Here is a 15,591-nt window from a genome sequence, read left to right as displayed (position 1 = left end):
CATGACACGCCGCCTGATCGACCTCTCGACCCCGGTCACCACCGGGCATTTCCGCTGGCCGGTCGAGCGCCGACTGCACAAGTCGCATGCCGAAGGTGCCGGACAGGCGACCTGGGCCGGCTGGATCGTGCACGGCTTCACCCACATGGACAGTCCGCGCCACGTGGACCCGGACGGCTTCACGACCGACGCCATCTCCCTCGACATGACAGTGGGCGAGGCAGCGATCCTCGACCTCTCCGAGGTGCCGGAGAACACGGCCATCACCGGCGAGCGGATCGCGGCGGCCGGGGCGCATCTCCGGCGCGGCGACATCGCCATCCTGAAGACCCGCTGGGACGAGCGGGCCGACATCGCCACGCCCAATTTCTGGGCCCGCGCGCCATGGATGACGGCGGAGGCCGCGATCTGGCTGCGCGAGGCCGGTATCAAAGCAGTCGGGTTCGACTTCCCGCAGGACTACTGCATCCGGTTCTTCCTGACCGGCGAGGCGCGCCCACCCCTGCCCGAGCACGTCACGCACTACCACCTGCTTCAGCGGGGCGTGATCATGTTCGAGTATCTGCGCAACACCGGAGCCTTGCGGGCCTCGCGCAGCCTTGTGGTCGCCCTGCCGGTCAAGCTCCCTGACAGCGACGGCGCCCCTGCCCGGGTCATCGCGATCGAGGAGGACGTGGCATGAGGCTTGCCGGCGACGTCGCCCTGGTGACCGGCGGCGGCGCCGGCATCGGCGAGGCGATCGCGCATCGCCTGGCACGCGACGGCGCGGCGGTGTTGGTAGCCGACCTGCTGCCCGACCGTGCAGAGCGCGTGGCCGCCGAGATCACGGCCGCCGGGCTGCGCGCCGTCGCCTTCGCCCTTGATGTGGCGGAGGAAGATCAGGCTGCCGCCGCGGTGGCGGAGGTGGAGGCCCGCTTCGGGCCGCTGCGCCTGGCGGTCTGCAATGCCGGCATTACCGACCGCGTGCCGGCGCTCGAGATGTCGAGGGCCGCCTTCGAGCGGGTGATCCGCACCAATCTCACGGGCTGCTTCGTCACCGCCCAGGCCGCGGCACGTGCCATGGTGCGGAATGCCGAGGGAGGACGCATCGTCACCACATCCTCGGTCTCAGGCCAGTTCGCGGGAACAGGGCGGGTGGCCTATGGCGCGAGCAAGGCCGGCATCATCAACCTGACCCAGGTACTGGCGATGGAACTCGCGCCGCACGGTATCCTGGTCAACTGCGTCGCGCCCGGCCCGACCCAGGTCGCCCGCACCGCGCATGGACCGAGGCAGCGGGCAGCCTTCCTCAACCACATGGCCTTGCAACGCTACGCGATCCCGGCGGAGATCGCGGCAGCCGTGGCTTTCCTGTGTTCCGATGAGGCTGGCTTTGTCACCGGCCACGTGCTGAACGTGGATGGGGGCTTCGCCGCCGCCGGGGTGCTCTACGATCCCGCCGACGGGCCATGAGGCCCGACCCGCTCCACGGTGACCCAGTCATAGCGGCTGGGCACCTGGGAGTACGCACAGGTGCCTAGGCCAGGGGGCGGGCCGACATCAGTCGAGTGTCGCCCCAGAGATCTCCACCAGCCTCTGCCAGACCTTCTCCTGCTCGCGCATATACGCGCCGAAGGCTGCGGGCGAGTCATCCGCGACCGGCGTGAAGCCGATCGGCTCCATGCGTTTCCGGAACTCATCCGACCGGACGATCTGGGTGATGGCGCGATGCAGGAGGCCGATGCGGCTCTCGGGCGTGCCGGCTGGCGCGTTGATTGCGTACCAGCTCTGCATATCGATGCCGGAATCCGGCAGCAGCTCGCGCATCCCCGGCACGTCGCGCAGCTCCGGGACATAAGTGATACGCTCGGCGCTGCCGACCGCCAGGGGGCGGAACTTGCCCTCGCGCACATTCGGCATCGCGGCCGGGATCACGTCGAACATCATGTCGATGTTGCCCGCATATAGGTCCTGGAAAGCTGGGCCACCCCCGCGATAGGGCACGTGGGTGATGTCTACATCTGCTGCGCGCTTCAGCGATTCGATGGCCAGGTGACTGACCGTGCCAGTACCGGATGACCCCATGGTGAGCTTGCCCGGGTCGCGCTTCGCTGCTGCGATGAGCTCGCCGAACGTCTTCCAAGGCCGGTCCGAGTTCACAATCAGCAGCACCGTCCCGGTGGTCACCCGGGTGACCGGCGCCAGATCACGCGCCGGGTCCAGCGGCATCGAGCGGCGGTACAGGAACTTGTTGGCGCACAGGATAGAGGCCGAGCCGAGCAGCAGCGTGTATCCGTCCTTCTCTCCCTTGGCGACGACATCAGCACCCAGGTTGCCACCAGCCCCACCGCGGTTCTCCACTAACACATTCTGTCCAAGGGTGGTTTGGAGCCGCTCGGCCAGGAAGCGGCCGGTCAGGTCCACGGCGCCGCCCGGCGCGAAAGGCACGACGATGCGAACCGGGCGCGTGGGGAAGTCAGGGGCCTGGCTCTGAGCAGCCGAGAGACCCGGAAGGGCAAGGGCAGTACCCCCAATCAAAACGCGTCGGCTGATCATCCTCGTACCTCCGGCGTGGCTGCGCGATAGCACTGGTCTTGTAACGCGCAGCAGCAACCAACCTAAAGACGAAGGGTTGCTCGTGCTGGCTAATGCAGCCGGCCACGCGGCGCAGAAGGATCAAAGGACCCCAAGAGCGCCTTGGACGTGGACGTCGGCGTTCGCCGCCTCCCCGCCGCTGCTGTAGGTCAGTCCATGATGGACGATCGCACCCGCTGACGTGGTCGCAGCCGGACGGCGTTCCCAGGACGAGCTGGCAAGACAGGCAGCGCGGCCTCAGGTTTCGGGACGACGATCTGGCTGCCCATGATGGCCCAGAACCGCTCGCCGTAGCGGTCAGAGCCCAGCACGGCGAGCGCGGCGCGGGCGTACACGGCGCAGTCCAGCGCCTCGTTGTCCCGCAGCTTGCGCCACTCATTCCGGGCAAAGCCGTTGCGGGTCTTGTGGGTCACCAGCTGCTCGGCCACGAGCTGCTTCACCAGGCTGCCATCCAGCCAGTCCGGCAGATGCACCCAGCCCTGGGGGTAGCCGATGCCGTCGCCACGGCTGAGCCAGAGCCGGCGGTAGAGGTCCAGCTTGTAGGTGCTGACCGCGACGGTCCACAGGTTGAGGCCGCGCTTCAGCTTGCGCCCGGCCTCGGTGACATCCACCAGGGTTGGCCCCGTCACTGGGCTCGAGCGGTTCCAGCCCTCGATGCCCTTGAGCGGCACTAGGCGTGGGTCGCGCAGCCGGCGCAGCTGGGTGTAGACCCCGGCGGTGTGGTTGCCGCCGGTGTCGACGCCGACTTTGGCGATCCGCAGCTGGCCACCATCCAGGCGCTCCCAGCTGCGACCCAGCAGCGCCGCGAGGGCGTCCCAGGGCCCGGGGTCTGCCGGGCTGCCTTCGATCCGCTCGTGGTGGACCAGCCAGCTCTCGTAGCCAGGCCCCCAGGCCCAGACATAGACCTCCAGCCGGGCCGGAGCGCTCTGGTTGTCGACACCCGCGGTCAGCGCCACGGCACCGTTCGGCACCAGGCCCGGCACCATGGGCTCCCGGCGTTCGATCAGCCGCTCATAGTCCGGCGCATCGCCGCGCTCCTGCCAGGTGTCGCCGAGGACGGTGTTGTGAAACGTCTTCAGGGCGCCGGCATCGCCCTGTGCCGCCTCCCAGTCCCGGGCCGCTTGCGCCCAGGAGAACCAGCCGACTGGGCTGTAGAGCGCGCTGAGGTGGAAGCCGATGGCATAGGGATCCTTGGCCGCGGCCGTGGGCCGCCATTGTCCATGGGCCAGCAGGGCGGTCTTGTGCTGCTCGCCAATGCCGCCGTCGCAGGCCTCGCAGTGGTACCGGGCAGTGTCGGGCTGACCCCGCACCCAGATCAGGCGGGCGAAGCGCAGAGATTGCATGTGGCCGCAGAAGGGGCACGGGACGAAGTATCGCTGCTGGTTGGTGGCGAGGTACTCCCGCTCGATCCGCGACACGCCGGTGGTGGTCGGCGTGGAGACCAGCAGCGTCTTGCGCCGCCAGCCAAAGGTCCGCGCCCTGGCCTCGGCCAGCGCCACCGGGTCGCCCTCGCCCTCGACATCACCGGGGTAGGCGTCGATCTCGTCGAGGAACAGGAAGCGCGCCGACATGGACCGCAGGCCGACGGCGCTGTTCGCCCCAGTCATGACCAGCTGCCCGCCCGGAAACTCCTTGCTGAGCTGGCGATTGCCGCTGTCCCGCGACCGTGCCGGCGCCACCCGCTCCCGAATGGCCGGCGTCTCCTCCACCAAGGGGTCGATCCGTTGCTCCGAGAACCGCTTGGCCAGCTCGGTGGTGGGCTGCACGGCCAGCATCGGCCCTGGGGCGTGCTGGATGACGTAGCCGACCCAGTTGTTGCCGCACTCGGTGCCGCCGACCTGGGCGCCCTTCATCAGCACGACGCGCCGGGCCGGATGGGTCGGCGAGAGCACGTCCATGATCTGGCGCAGGTAGGGCGTCCGGCTGGTCCGCCATGGCCCGGGCTCGGCCGAGCCCCGGCTGCCCAGCATGCGGTGTCGGTCGGCCCAGTCGGAGACCAGCAGCGCCGGCTCCGGCGCCATGCCGGCATACCAGGCCGCAATGATCTCCGCCGCGCCCTCGAAGTTGGCAGCGGCGTCCAGCGTGTCACTCGACAGCGACACGGGCGCCGTTCCTTTCCGCCAGGTGGATCCGCAGCCGCTGGTCCAGCAGCAGTTGCAGGCGGTGGGCATCGACGGCCAGCTCGGCCGCCAGCTCGGCGGCGATCCGGGCCGGCCAAGCCAGGATGGCGTCGCGCTCCTCCCGGGCCAGCCGGTGCACCAGCAACAGAGCACGCGCCTTGTCCACCAGTCGGCCGCGGCGCTCGTCGATCTCCAGCCGGCGCCCTTGTGCCTTCAGCACCTCGTTCGCCGTGCGGGCATCGTGGAAGGTTGCCCCACCCGGGCGCGCGCCTGCCAGGCTCGGAGCGCCGAGCGGGTCGCCAGCTGCAGGTTCACCGCTCTCCGTGCCAGCCTGCGGTAGCGAGGGGCCAATCAGGCGGGCGGGATCAGCACTCGCGGCCAGCTGGGCCCGCAGCTTCTCGACATCCCAGCCGCCGCCCGGCTCGGGACGGATGCGTCCGGCTTGCGCTGCCTTCTGCAGCGCCGTGTGCGACAGGCCGAGCCGGCGTGCCGCCTCGCGCTGTGAGCCTACCAGTGCCGCATCCTGGGTCGGGGTCATGGTGGGATCCGTAGCCCCTGCACATCACAATAGAACCAACAAACTACGTGCTTGGCGGCTGCTGCGGGAAGCGCAAAGGCGACGACTACCAGCTGGTCGGGTTGCGGCCCATGCTGCACTCTTCTGCAGCCTGCGAGGAGATGTCGCTTGCCCACAGCGCCGCTACCACCTGCTCAGCGTACGACCGTGGTCTTCGATCTTGGCGGCGTACTCGTCGACTGGGACCCGCGCTACCTCTACCGCAAGCTGTTCCCCGGCGATGAGGGCGGGATGGAGCGATTCCTCGCCGAGGTCTGCACCAGCGAGTGGAACCTGCAGCAGGATGCTGGCCGAAGCTGGGCCGAGGCAACGGCGGTGCTGAAGGAGCAACACCCTGAGCAGGCGGCGCTGATCGACGCCTTTCATCACCGTTGGCCCGAGATGATCGCCGGCCCGATCGATGGCACCGTGGAGATTCTGAGCGAGCTGAGGGCGGCTGGAACGCCGTTGTATGCGCTGACGAACTGGTCGCACGAAACTTTTCCGGTCGCGCTGGAGCGGTTTGAGTTCATGAGCTGGTTCCGCGGCATCGTCGTGTCCGGCCGGGAGAAGCTGATCAAGCCTGACCCGCAGATCTACCAGCTGTTGGTGGAACGGCATGGGCTCCGGCCAGACGACATCGTTTACATCGACGACAACGTGCGGAATGCGGCGGCCGCCACCTCGCTTGGCATGCACGGCATTCACTTCACCGGGCCGGCGGCGCTACGGGACGAGCTGATCTCGCTCGGTCTTCTCCAGCAGAGCCGGTGACGTTCCCTCGAAGCCGCTGCGCCCACCAAGTGCCCACCTGATGTCTGCTCGGGCCCAGAAGGCGGCGGCTCGACCCCATCATGTCGCTACCTCAAGCCCGCGCGCAATGGCGACGGCCTCGATGGTACCGCCATCGCCGGCCAGGACGGCGCGGCGGCCAGTCAGTTTCTGCCACCGGCGAACCGCGACATCGGCATATCGCGGGTCGATCTCGAGCCCATGGCAGCGTCGGCCCGTGACTTCGGCCGCAATCAACGTCGTCCCGCTGCCGAGGAAGGGATCATAGATCGCATCACCGGCCGCGCTGTTGTTCAAAATCGGCCGGCGCATGCACTCGACCGGCTTCTGCGTGCCGTGCACGGTCGCGGCATCCTCCTCTCCGGAAGCGCCAATGGCCCAGAGCGTCGCCTGATCGCGGGCACCCTGCCAGTGCCCGGTGCGGCCGCGGCGGACCGCGTAGAGGCAGGGCTCGTGCTGCCAGTGGTAGTCGCCACGGCCTAGCACGAAGCGAGGTTTGGCCCAGACGATCTGACTGCGGACCACGAAGTCGGCTGCCTCAAGACTCTCGATCACCACCCGGGCATGCACACCGGCATGCCAGACATAGGCCACCTCGCCCGGGAACAGTGCCCAGGCCTGTCGCCAGTCGGCACGGTCGTCATTCGCCACCCGGCCGGTGCGAGCTGTGGCCGAGACACCGGCGGTATTGCGCCACGCGGGGTCGTATTCGACGCCGTAGGGCGGGTCGGAAACCAGCAAGTGGGGTACAGTTCCACCCAGGAGGCGGGACACGTCTCCGGCCGCCGTGGCGTCGCCGCAGAGCAGGCGATGCTGTCCCAGCTGCCAGAGGTCGCCGGGGCGGCTGACCGGCACCTCCGGAAGTTCCGGATGGGCGTCATCCGGATCGCGGCCTTCCAGACCATGGACGAGGTCGTCGTCGTAGGCGAGCAGTCGGTCGAGCTCCTCGGCGCCGAAGCCGACCACCGAAAGATCATACCCGTCCTCGCGCAGACCTCGCAGCTCTTGCGCCAGCAGCAACTCATCCCAGCCAGCGTTTAGGGCGAGCTGGTTGTCGGCGAGGCGGTAGGCCCGGAGCTGCGCCTCGGTGAGATGGCCGAGCTTGATGGTCGGAACTGCATGGAGCCCCAGCGTACGCGCCGCAAGGACCCGGCCATGGCCCGCAACCAGCACGCCGCGCTCGTCGACCAGCACTGGCACGGTGAAGCCGAACTCGGCGATCGACGCCGCAATCTGCTGCACCTGCTGGCTAGAGTGAGTCCGAGCGTTAGCGGCGTAGGGAAGCAAACCAGCGATCGGGCGCGTCTCGACGGCGACTGCCTGCCAGGGACCTTGGGGCATGGGAAAACCTGCTGGCTAATGGGGTGAACGGCGAAGCGACAGAAACGGCGACCGGCAACGCCGCGCCACTCTGAAGTTGCCACGCCCGCATGGCGCCGACCGCCGCGTAAGGCGCCGTCTGCGCTGGGCGGCAACCTGGCAACCTGGATTCGAGGTCTGCCGGTAGCCAAGTGTCGCGCCTCGAAACCCCCGCAGTTCCAACATCGCCAGGAAGGAACCGAGAAGGTGATGGCAGAGATGAACAGGCCGGCACGGTCGAGCTCATCGGCCTGCTGCGGCACCGAGGACGAGCCTGAACATGCAGGCTGCTGCGCGTTCGTCGGTCGCAGGCTCACCTTCGAAGGCCAATGCCAGTCTCACGCGGAAGCCCGGCTGAACCTGCCGAATGACGGTGAACCAGCGCCAGCCTAGCGGCGGCACCCGCTCGGGATATCCGTATGGCCACTCGCCTGGGACGTGCGGCCGCACCCGGTGCTGTCGATGCGGATGGGCCTGAAACCAAAGCCGATCAGCCTCGCTGGCGTCTACTGCCGCGATCATGGCGGAGTCTGTTTCTGTCACCGGATGACCTGCCGGCGAGAGTGCCGCAGTGTCGCACAGTGCCGCATCTTCCATAGAGCGCGCGCGGGTGTCGCGTACGGATATGCCCTCACTCGATTCGACCGTCCCCTCTTTTCGCAAGTACGTTGTGAATATGCGGCACTGTGCGGCACTATCGGACTGAAAGCCGCGGAATTCCTCAGATCTGACCGAGCTCTCAGTGTCGCACCTTCGATGTGCGTCACTCATCGGCCGGGCTTCCTGAACCAGGCCCGGACACCGTTGGATTTTTTGACCTGCCATTCGAGCCGTTCCAGAACAGCCGCGATGCGTCGTTGATCGGCGGTGCCTAGTCTTGGTGTGTCGATCAACAATGCACCGCGCGCCACATTCAGAATGGTAACAGGCGGCTTCTGTGGGTCCGTAATCCTGGCCCAGCTATCCAACCATTCTTCGATGGCTTGCTCCCAAGCGTCCACCTCGTAGCGAGCGTCTTGCTCCGGCCGGATATGTGTTGCTTCGAAATCGCTGTCGGGCCACCAGGGATTCCCTTGCTGATACAAGTGGGCCGCTTCAGCCAAGAGTTGATCCCGGTCACGGGCCAGAGCGTCAATGTCGATCTGGCCCACCTTCACTGGCCAAAAGCGCCGGCCGCCGGTCGCATCGCGCAGGTACGACGTTTTATTTGTCGTACCGATGAAAACGCATTGGCGAGGCTCAACTACCTCCTTGCGGCCGTAGCTCGGCCGGTAGCGTTCTTCGGTACGGGTGATGAACGCCTTTAACGCCGCCGCTTCGGCTTTATCCAACGCAGACAGTTCCGCCACCTCAATCAGCCATTTGCCGTTGAGGTGCTGCGACACGTCCTTTCCGCTGCTTCGGATGTCAGGCAGGCTGTCGCTGTACCAGCGGCCGGCGAGAGTCGCACAGGCAGTCGATTTCCGTGCGCCCTGCGGCCCCTCAAGCACCAGCATGTAGTCGGCCTTACAGCCAGGCTTGAGTACTCGTGCCACCATGGCGATCAAGAACATGCTGCCGATGCCAGCAGAATATCGGTCGAAATCAGCACCGAGATAGGTATGCAGCCAAGCTTTGACGCGCGGCTGTCGATCCCATTGCAAAGCAGCAAGATAGTCCCGCACCGGGTGGAAATCGCACTCTTCCGCTCGAAAATCCACGGCTTGGTGCGTGGTGTCCTTGCCCATCCGTCGCAGACCATGCCGCTGAAGCCACTCTTGCGCCTGCGACACGTCGCTATCATTGACCGGGCGTGGCAGCCCGGCAGCAAGTCCGTTTGGCAGTCTCTTTCTTAGGATCGGGACCCGTAGCATCTGGTCGAAAGCGAAGCAGTCACGCAGCTCCACCTCACCTCTCAGCGCTGTCATGGCGTTGGCGAGGTTGTTGAGTGGGTTGCCTTTCTCGTCGCGCAGGAGGTGCTCTGTCCAATTTGGCGTATCGGTTGCGGTGCGCTTGTCGGGACTGAGTGCCACTGTTTTGGCGAACTGCGCCTTCGATGCCGTTCCGTCCCTCCAACCGAACTCGTTAGGTGGACACCTGAGCCATTCACAGAGCGCGAACGCGGCGGCCTGCGGTGTGGGCGCGCCACCAAACTCCATCACTACGTCGATCGGTGACATGCACTTGCGTGGCCCGAAATCCTGCACCCCATCGGGGTGAAGGCTCAGATCCTCCTCGTAGGCGCGGCCGAGATCGGCTGAGCTAACCCGAAAGGCGCCCGTCGCCTGCTGCTTTGCCTTTGGAAATAGCAACGGTACCCAGCCGCTGAGGTTATCGAGGGCCGCCTGATTTACTGCACGGAAGAAATCGGGATCTGTGACGCCGCTACGCTGTTGGCTGGGGAACCTACGTGCGTCGGCGGAGGTGTCGGGTCCATCCCGCTCGGCAGAGCCGCCTGCTGCCCCACTCGTGGTCGCGTCGTGCTTCTTTTTCGGAACGGCGCCGGCTTCCCGCAGTAGGACGCTGGCCGCGGTAAGAAACTTACTCAGCCCAGCCTCAGTCACATGAGGTAGGTCAGCTAGCGGCACCAAATCGGGCGCACTGTTAGGCCACTCGTATGCGCTTCTAGTATCGGGGTGGATGCCATAGCCGACGAATTGCTGGCCGGTGCCGAGGATCTCAACCTGCATTTTAGTCCCGTCAGATAGGAACAGCTCAGAGGTTTGTATCTTCGACAACGGCGTACGTGTTTGATAGGCCAGTAACACTTTTGGCGGCCGGCCGATGCGTCGCAGCGGCGTGTGGCCCAGTATAGTCACCGCCAAGGCTTCGATCCGCTCCGCTAACTCCAACACTGGTATATCAAGGTCAGCGCCCACCAACTCGCCACATAGCAAGCCGGTGTTCGTGCAGCCCGGCTCTAAAGTTGGCCATTGGCGCACTTCAGCTTCATCTGCGCCGGCGCATACACGCCGCCAATCCTCCATGACCGGTCGCTTGCCGGCCGACATGATGCGCATATCTGGCCCGGAGATCGGCACCGGTTTGTAGCCATTCGCCAGCAATCTTAGCCGCAATGCTGTAAGCTGGTTGCAGCCGAGCGAGATGGTGCCGTGCACAGCTAGGTCGCCCTACGCGGAGTTGGAAGCTCCACCGTTCCGACCTTGGCAGGACGGGGAATGCACCCGTTCTGCCATTCTCGTTCGTTTACCCAGGACACCCTCGATCGGCGATCAAGAACACCATTCGCCCGCCGCTCAGCCGCACCACTTTTGCAAGGAGCTGATACCACGTCGCTTACCTCGCAGACAAAGAACCTTCTGCGAGGATAGGTGCGCGCACTGGGCGTTAATCAGGTGTGCGATATTTTTTTGGGCGCTTTGATTATCGCTCAGGTTTATCGCGCAACAGCTCAGCGTAGATCAGCGGCAGATGCTTTCGGATCGTCGCTGTCTTTGGGAACTTCGTATGCGTACCGCGCTGATTGTTGTTGAGCCATTTGAGTACGGCCCTCGCCAGAACGGACCAGTTCGGCACACCTCTTGGACTCCTCGCCGCGAGTTTGCGCACATCATCCCAGTGTGCTCTGAGGCAAATCTTGATCGGCGGCTTAGCAGGGGGCTGTCCACGCGGGCGTTTGGCGGACGCGGGTGGATTGCCGGTTATCTCGGGCGCCTCGCAGGCGATGTCTGTCACAACAGCGGCGGGCGTTTCAGGCCGCGAAACCGTGACATCGATGAACGTTCTGTCCCCGGCTCTGATCATGTTTCGCGCTGCATCAAACCGCAGCAGCGTCGACCAGACTGCGCGAAGCTTCGAGCGAGCGTCGCTGAGTGTGGGTGCGACCTGCAAGCCTTCAATGACAACTCTGCCAGCCGCAAAGCTCGCGCGAAGGTCGCTCTCCAAAGCCTTCCAGGCTCGCTTCTTCGTTGCAAGTTTCAGGTTCTGACATGGGGAACTTACATTCGTTCGGATAACCGGCTTTTCGTCGCGCCGAGGATCGACCCAGCCGTCGTCCATCCAACCGCTCCGAACTACTGTTCGAGGTTGCGGCGCGATCGCCCAATCCTTCAACCTGCGCCACTCGGTGACCAGAGTGGGAGCGCCGTAAGCTTCAAACGCCAGCAAGAGAGGAAGGCCTTTCGGCTTAGCCGGCACTACGTGGGCGCCCACATATGAGCGCGACTCCGTCCCATGGTTCGGCTTCTAGTTTATCCAGCGACTGCTATGCGGTCGAGTCCGGGGGCAAACCATCTCTTCGACCCCAAGCCCCGTGCCGGGAGGGGAGGGTTCACTCGCACCTTCCGCCGCACCTGCGTGAGATCTGCGCCATCCTGGCCGCCGGTCTTGTGCGGCTCCGTTGCCGCACTGCCGTCGAACTCGCCCGCGACGCCGGCGGGGCCGCGGCAGAGGGAGAGAGTTCGCTACACTTCACCGCCGACCAGAGCGTGCATGCGGACCCCTTGGAGAGGGCCTCCGCATGACACGACGCCGACCCGTAACTGAGCCATTACCGACCACGCCGGTCATCCCCGCCATCCCGCCGGCGCAGGTGCTGTCGCGCCTCGCCGCCCTCCAGACCACCCTGATCGCCGACCTGAAGCAGCAATGGCGCGAGCTGTTCGGCAAGGAGCCGCCGCCGTTCAACAAGGCCTACATCCAGAGCCGCTTGGCCTATCGCATCCAGGAGCTGGCCTATGGCGGGCTGAAGCCCGAGACGCGGGCCAGGCTGGAGGCGCTCGGCGAGCAGCTGGACGGCGGCAACATCGTCCTCCGCCGCATTCGTGCCGACGGCCGCCCCCTGCCCGGTACACGGCTACTCCGCGAATACGACGGCATCCAGCACGTCGTCACCGTCCGAGCCGACGACTTCGAGTTCGAGGGCCGGCCGTACCGCTCTTTGTCCGCCATCGCTCGGCATATCACCGGCACGCGCTGGAACGGCTGGACGTTCTTCGGTCTGAAGGGGAGGCCCGAGGCATGAGCCGCAGAAAGCTGCCCGAGACGGCAATGCCCGCCACGGTCAAGAAGCTCCGCTGCGCGGTCTATACCCGCAAGAGCACCGACGAGGGGCTGGAGAAGGAGTTCAACACCCTGGATGCCCAGCGCGACGCCTGCGAGGCCTACGTGGCCTCCCAGCGGGCCGAGGGCTGGGTGCTGGTGCGTGACCACTACGACGATGGTGGTTTCTCCGGCGGCACTCTGGAGCGGCCGGCGCTGCGGCGCCTGCTGGCCGACATCGAGCAGGGCCGCATCGACATCATCGTGGTCTACAAGATCGACCGGCTCAGCCGCTCGCTGATGGATTTCGCCAAGCTGGTCGAGACCATGGAGGCACATGGGGTGACCTTTGTCTCCGTGACGCAGTCCTTCAACACTACGACCAGCATGGGGCGGCTGACGTTGAACATCCTGCTCTCGTTTGCCCAGTTCGAGCGCGAGGTGATTGGCGAGCGCATCCGGGACAAGGTCGCAGCGTCGAAAGCACGCGGCATGTGGATGGGAGGTAAGGTGCCGCTTGGCTATGACGTGGTGGCCAGGAAGCTGATCATCAACGAGGACGGCGCCGCGCGGGTGCGGCAGGTTTTCGAGCTCTTCGTCGAAACTGGCTCCGGCACCGAGACGGCGCGGCGGCTTCAGGCGGAGGGCATCACCAGCCGGTCCGGCCGGCTGCTCGACAAGGGCGATGTCTACAAGCTGCTGAACCTGCGAACTTACGTCGGCGAGGTCAGCCACAAGGGGCAGGTCTTTACCGGCGAGCACCAGGCCATCGTGCCGCGGGAGCTGTGGGATCGGGTGCAGGCCGTCATGCAGGTAAGCCCGCGGACCAGGGCCGCGCAGAACCGGCAGCATGCGCCGGCGCTCCTGAAGGGGCTGATCTACGGCGTGGACGGGCGGGCGCTGTCGCCGACCCACGCGCGTAAGAACGGCCGGCTCTATCGCTACTACGTTGCCCAGCGGGTCCTGAAGGGCGACGCCGCCGGCGACGACAGCATCGTGCGCCGGGTGTCGGCCGCGGAGATCGAGAAGGCCGTGGTAGATCAGGTTCGGGCGCTGTTGCGGCAGTCGGAGGTGGTGGTCGGTACTTGGGTGGCCGCACGGGCAGAGGCGCCGGACCTGAAGGAGGGCGAGGTCCGCGAGGCCCTGCACCGGCTCGACCCGTTATGGGGCGAACTGTTCCCCGCCGAACAGGTGCGGATCGTCCGGGCGCTGGTGGAGCGGGTGGTGGTGGGGCCCGCGGGAGCAGATATACGCCTCAGGGTGGGAGGACTAGCCGGACTGGTCCGAGATCTGCGTGCCATCGCGCCTGGGGCGTTGAGGGCGGCGGCATGACCACTGCGACCAGCATCACGGTCCGGGTACCGCTCGCCGTCAGGCGGCGGCCAGGGCGAAAGACGGTGGTGATGCCAGTGCGGTCGGGCGGCGAGATCCGGGTGCCTACCCGCGCCGATCCAGCGCTGGTGAAGGCGCTGGCGAGGGCGTTCCGGTATCAGCGGCTGCTCGACGAGGGACGCTATGCGTCTATCAGTGAGATGGCACAGGCGGAGCGGATCGAGCGGGGATACCTCGGCACGGTGCTCCGGCTGACCCTGCTGGCGCCAGACATCGTCGAAGCGATCTTGGACGGGTGTCAGTCGCAGGTTCTGGGGCTACCGGCGCTGCTGGAGCCGTTCCCAGCGGGCTGGGCGGATCAGTGCCAAGTTTTTAGTGCTGGCTGGACAAGTCCGCGCTTCAAGAGCAACTGATTTAGAAAGGTGCTCGGCCGAGTTGCATACACCCGCTTCGTCGAAGCGTGGTCGCGCCGATGTGGAATCGACAAGAGGAAAGCGTGCATGACGCGAAGGGCAAAGGTCGATGTCGAGGGCGATCTGCGCCGTCTTATTCTCGCCAGGCTTCCCGTCAAAAGGCCCGAATACATTTCGAAATTGGAAGTACTGCCCATCGGGGATCTGCTCATCAGGCACTTTAACTGGGTAAGTCGGTTGATTCCAGCCCAGCGCCGTGAGGTACTGCGCTCGTAAGAACTCGGCAACAATCCCGTGTACCTACAGTTTAAAGCCGATATCGACAGACTGCTTGGAAAAATCGCCATTGGCGCAGACCTTATGCCGCACCTAAGCACTCAAATCGGAATCGGGTACGAGGAGGACAGGCAAGGTCGGCCCGGAAAGCGTTCGCTGGACCTTCTGCTAAACGATTGGGGCGTCCACCATTTGCACTTCGGGCACACGCTTCGGCCGGACGGCTTCGTGGAGCGTCCAAAAGACAAATCGGAACTGCTTTTTGTTATCTTTCGGGCCAACACTGCTTTCGTCCTAAACGTATTCACACATGACGATTGGATCCGTGAAGATGTGGTTCGGATCGCTGTGCGGAATTGGCCGACCCGCAACCTGTTCTCGCGGCTTAACGGTGCAGTTGGACTGGAGCGCCCAATTTCTGAGGACGATCGCAAGCAACTCCGCAACGCCCACGGGAATGCTCTGATCGAAATCGATGGCGAGGTGTTCATGGGGCGGGGACTTTCAGCCGCCGGCACATCCACCGAAGCTACCATAAGGGCCGATCGGCTCCGCAAATGCCTGGACGCGTACTGCGCGGATGAGAGCATGATCGTCTCTGCCATGAAGGCGCAAGCCGACAACCTTAAACGGCGTATTCCCAACCGTCCGACTTTCGAACTGATCGAGGCGCTATCCGAACTAGGGTATGGGTTTGCTTTGCGGGAACAGAAGTCCGGCGCGACACTTTGGGTAGGCTGACCTGCCGCTCGCCGGCTCAGCTTGGAATGACGCCTACGCATTACGTTGCCCAGCGCGTCCTGAAGGGCGACGCCGCCGGTGACGCCAGCATCGTGCGCCGGGTGTCTGCGGCAGAGATCGAGGCGGCGGTGGTGGATCAGGTGCGGGCGCTGCTGCAGCAACCCGAGATCTTGGTCGGCACCTGGCTCGCAGCACGGACCCAGGCGCCGGATTTGAAGGAAGGCGAGGTCCGGGTAGCTCTAGCCCGGCTCGACCCACTATAGGGCGAACTCTTCCCGACAGAGCAGGCGCGGATCGTCCGGGCGCTGGGCGAGCGGGTGGTGGTCGGGCCGGTGGGTACCGATATCCGGCTCCGGGTGGAGGGACTGGCCGGCCTTGTCCGTGACCTCACGGCGATCGCGCTTGGAGCCCTGAGGGCGGCGGCATGACCCAAGCGACCAGCATCACG

Annotated in this window: 14 protein-coding genes; 8 read left to right on the top strand and 6 right to left on the bottom strand. The window is 65.5% G+C overall.

Annotation, left to right across the window (positions count from 1 at the left end; genetic code table 11):
• Position 1 precedes the first annotated feature (1 nt).
• A complete protein-coding gene (locus ACFQS7_RS27205; protein ID WP_380070297.1) occupies positions 2-682 on the top strand; it encodes a cyclase family protein in 681 nt (226 codons plus the stop codon).
• Positions 679-1,452 carry an SDR family NAD(P)-dependent oxidoreductase gene (locus ACFQS7_RS27200; protein WP_380070296.1) on the top strand — a complete coding sequence of 258 codons (774 nt, stop codon included), beginning with the start codon at positions 679-681 and terminating at the stop codon, positions 1,450-1,452. Before ACFQS7_RS27205 ends, ACFQS7_RS27200 begins: the two co-directional genes overlap by 4 nt.
• 87 nt (positions 1,453-1,539) lie before the next feature.
• On the opposite strand, the gene ACFQS7_RS27195 is transcribed toward ACFQS7_RS27200, so the two are convergent.
• The 3 genes from ACFQS7_RS27195 to ACFQS7_RS27185 all read right to left on the bottom strand — a co-directional run bounded on the left by ACFQS7_RS27195 (position 1,540) and on the right by ACFQS7_RS27185 (position 5,232).
• Entirely contained in the window at positions 1,540-2,535 is a 996-nt protein-coding gene (locus tag ACFQS7_RS27195; protein ID WP_380070295.1) for a Bug family tripartite tricarboxylate transporter substrate binding protein, read from the bottom strand.
• A 188-nt stretch (positions 2,536-2,723) separates the two neighbouring features.
• Positions 2,724-4,676, bottom strand: a complete 1,953-nt coding sequence (locus ACFQS7_RS27190; protein ID WP_380070294.1) for a phage terminase large subunit family protein — start codon at positions 4,674-4,676, stop codon at positions 2,724-2,726.
• Positions 4,660-5,232 (bottom strand): elements of external origin, encoded by a 573-nt coding sequence (locus ACFQS7_RS27185; RefSeq protein ID WP_380070293.1) that lies wholly within the window; start codon positions 5,230-5,232, stop codon positions 4,660-4,662. Before ACFQS7_RS27185 ends, ACFQS7_RS27190 begins: the two co-directional genes overlap by 17 nt.
• 186 nt (positions 5,233-5,418) lie before the next feature.
• On the opposite strand from ACFQS7_RS27185, the gene ACFQS7_RS27180 reads away from it, so the two are divergent.
• Positions 5,419-6,024 (top strand): HAD family hydrolase, encoded by a 606-nt coding sequence (locus ACFQS7_RS27180; protein ID WP_380070292.1) that lies wholly within the window; start codon positions 5,419-5,421, stop codon positions 6,022-6,024.
• 78 nt (positions 6,025-6,102) lie between these two features.
• Here the strand turns inward: ACFQS7_RS27180 and ACFQS7_RS27175 are convergent, their stop codons facing one another.
• The 3 genes from ACFQS7_RS27175 to ACFQS7_RS27165 all read right to left on the bottom strand — a co-directional run bounded on the left by ACFQS7_RS27175 (position 6,103) and on the right by ACFQS7_RS27165 (position 11,400).
• Positions 6,103-7,383 carry a site-specific DNA-methyltransferase gene (locus tag ACFQS7_RS27175; RefSeq protein ID WP_380070291.1) on the bottom strand — a complete coding sequence of 427 codons (1,281 nt, stop codon included), beginning with the start codon at positions 7,381-7,383 and terminating at the stop codon, positions 6,103-6,105.
• 785 nt (positions 7,384-8,168) lie between these two features.
• Entirely contained in the window at positions 8,169-10,499 is a 2,331-nt protein-coding gene (locus ACFQS7_RS27170; protein ID WP_380070290.1) for a VapE domain-containing protein, read from the bottom strand.
• A 265-nt stretch (positions 10,500-10,764) separates the two neighbouring features.
• A complete protein-coding gene (locus tag ACFQS7_RS27165; RefSeq protein ID WP_380070289.1) occupies positions 10,765-11,400 on the bottom strand; it encodes a hypothetical protein in 636 nt (211 codons plus the stop codon).
• A 460-nt stretch (positions 11,401-11,860) separates the two neighbouring features.
• Here ACFQS7_RS27165 and ACFQS7_RS27160 point away from each other — a divergent pair, with 460 nt between their 5' ends.
• The 5 genes from ACFQS7_RS27160 to ACFQS7_RS27140 all read left to right on the top strand — a co-directional run bounded on the left by ACFQS7_RS27160 (position 11,861) and on the right by ACFQS7_RS27140 (position 15,406).
• Entirely contained in the window at positions 11,861-12,364 is a 504-nt protein-coding gene (locus ACFQS7_RS27160) for a DUF2924 domain-containing protein (protein ID WP_380070288.1), read from the top strand.
• Positions 12,361-13,713 carry a recombinase family protein gene (locus ACFQS7_RS27155; RefSeq protein ID WP_380070287.1) on the top strand — a complete coding sequence of 451 codons (1,353 nt, stop codon included), beginning with the start codon at positions 12,361-12,363 and terminating at the stop codon, positions 13,711-13,713. The genes ACFQS7_RS27160 and ACFQS7_RS27155 overlap by 4 nt, the downstream gene beginning before the upstream one ends.
• Positions 13,710-14,126, top strand: a complete 417-nt coding sequence (locus ACFQS7_RS27150; protein ID WP_380070286.1) for a hypothetical protein — start codon at positions 13,710-13,712, stop codon at positions 14,124-14,126. Before ACFQS7_RS27155 ends, ACFQS7_RS27150 begins: the two co-directional genes overlap by 4 nt.
• 294 nt (positions 14,127-14,420) lie before the next feature.
• On the top strand, positions 14,421-15,143 hold the full coding sequence (locus tag ACFQS7_RS27145) for a hypothetical protein (RefSeq protein ID WP_380070285.1): 723 nt from the start codon (positions 14,421-14,423) through the stop codon (positions 15,141-15,143).
• A gap of 26 nt (positions 15,144-15,169) precedes the next feature.
• Positions 15,170-15,406, top strand: coding sequence for a hypothetical protein (locus ACFQS7_RS27140; protein ID WP_380070284.1), 237 nt, complete (start codon positions 15,170-15,172; stop codon positions 15,404-15,406).
• Positions 15,407-15,591: the final 185 nt, after the last annotated feature.

The organism is Dankookia sp. GCM10030260 (assembly GCF_042666655.1).
Classification (GTDB): Bacteria; Pseudomonadota; Alphaproteobacteria; order Acetobacterales; family Acetobacteraceae; genus Paracraurococcus.
This window is presented reverse-complemented; position numbering and strand designations above follow the sequence as displayed.

What these genes read in the sequence shown, in the direction of transcription:
- ACFQS7_RS27150 (WP_380070286.1), top strand. Translation starts at nt 13,710, where the DNA reads ATGACCACTGCGACCAGCATCACGGTCCGGGTACCGCTCGCCGTCAGG.
- ACFQS7_RS27205 (WP_380070297.1), top strand. Translation starts at nt 2, where the DNA reads ATGACACGCCGCCTGATCGACCTCTCGACCCCGGTCACCACCGGGCAT.
- ACFQS7_RS27165 (WP_380070289.1), bottom strand. Translation starts at nt 11,400, where the DNA reads ATGGACGACGGCTGGGTCGATCCTCGGCGCGACGAAAAGCCGGTTATC.
- ACFQS7_RS27175 (WP_380070291.1), bottom strand. Translation starts at nt 7,383, where the DNA reads ATGCCCCAAGGTCCCTGGCAGGCAGTCGCCGTCGAGACGCGCCCGATC.
- ACFQS7_RS27185 (WP_380070293.1), bottom strand. Translation starts at nt 5,232, where the DNA reads ATGACCCCGACCCAGGATGCGGCACTGGTAGGCTCACAGCGCGAGGCG.
- ACFQS7_RS27195 (WP_380070295.1), bottom strand. Translation starts at nt 2,535, where the DNA reads ATGATCAGCCGACGCGTTTTGATTGGGGGTACTGCCCTTGCCCTTCCG.
- ACFQS7_RS27155 (WP_380070287.1), top strand. Translation starts at nt 12,361, where the DNA reads ATGAGCCGCAGAAAGCTGCCCGAGACGGCAATGCCCGCCACGGTCAAG.
- ACFQS7_RS27140 (WP_380070284.1), top strand. Translation starts at nt 15,170, where the DNA reads ATGACGCCTACGCATTACGTTGCCCAGCGCGTCCTGAAGGGCGACGCC.
- ACFQS7_RS27160 (WP_380070288.1), top strand. Translation starts at nt 11,861, where the DNA reads ATGACACGACGCCGACCCGTAACTGAGCCATTACCGACCACGCCGGTC.
- ACFQS7_RS27200 (WP_380070296.1), top strand. Translation starts at nt 679, where the DNA reads ATGAGGCTTGCCGGCGACGTCGCCCTGGTGACCGGCGGCGGCGCCGGC.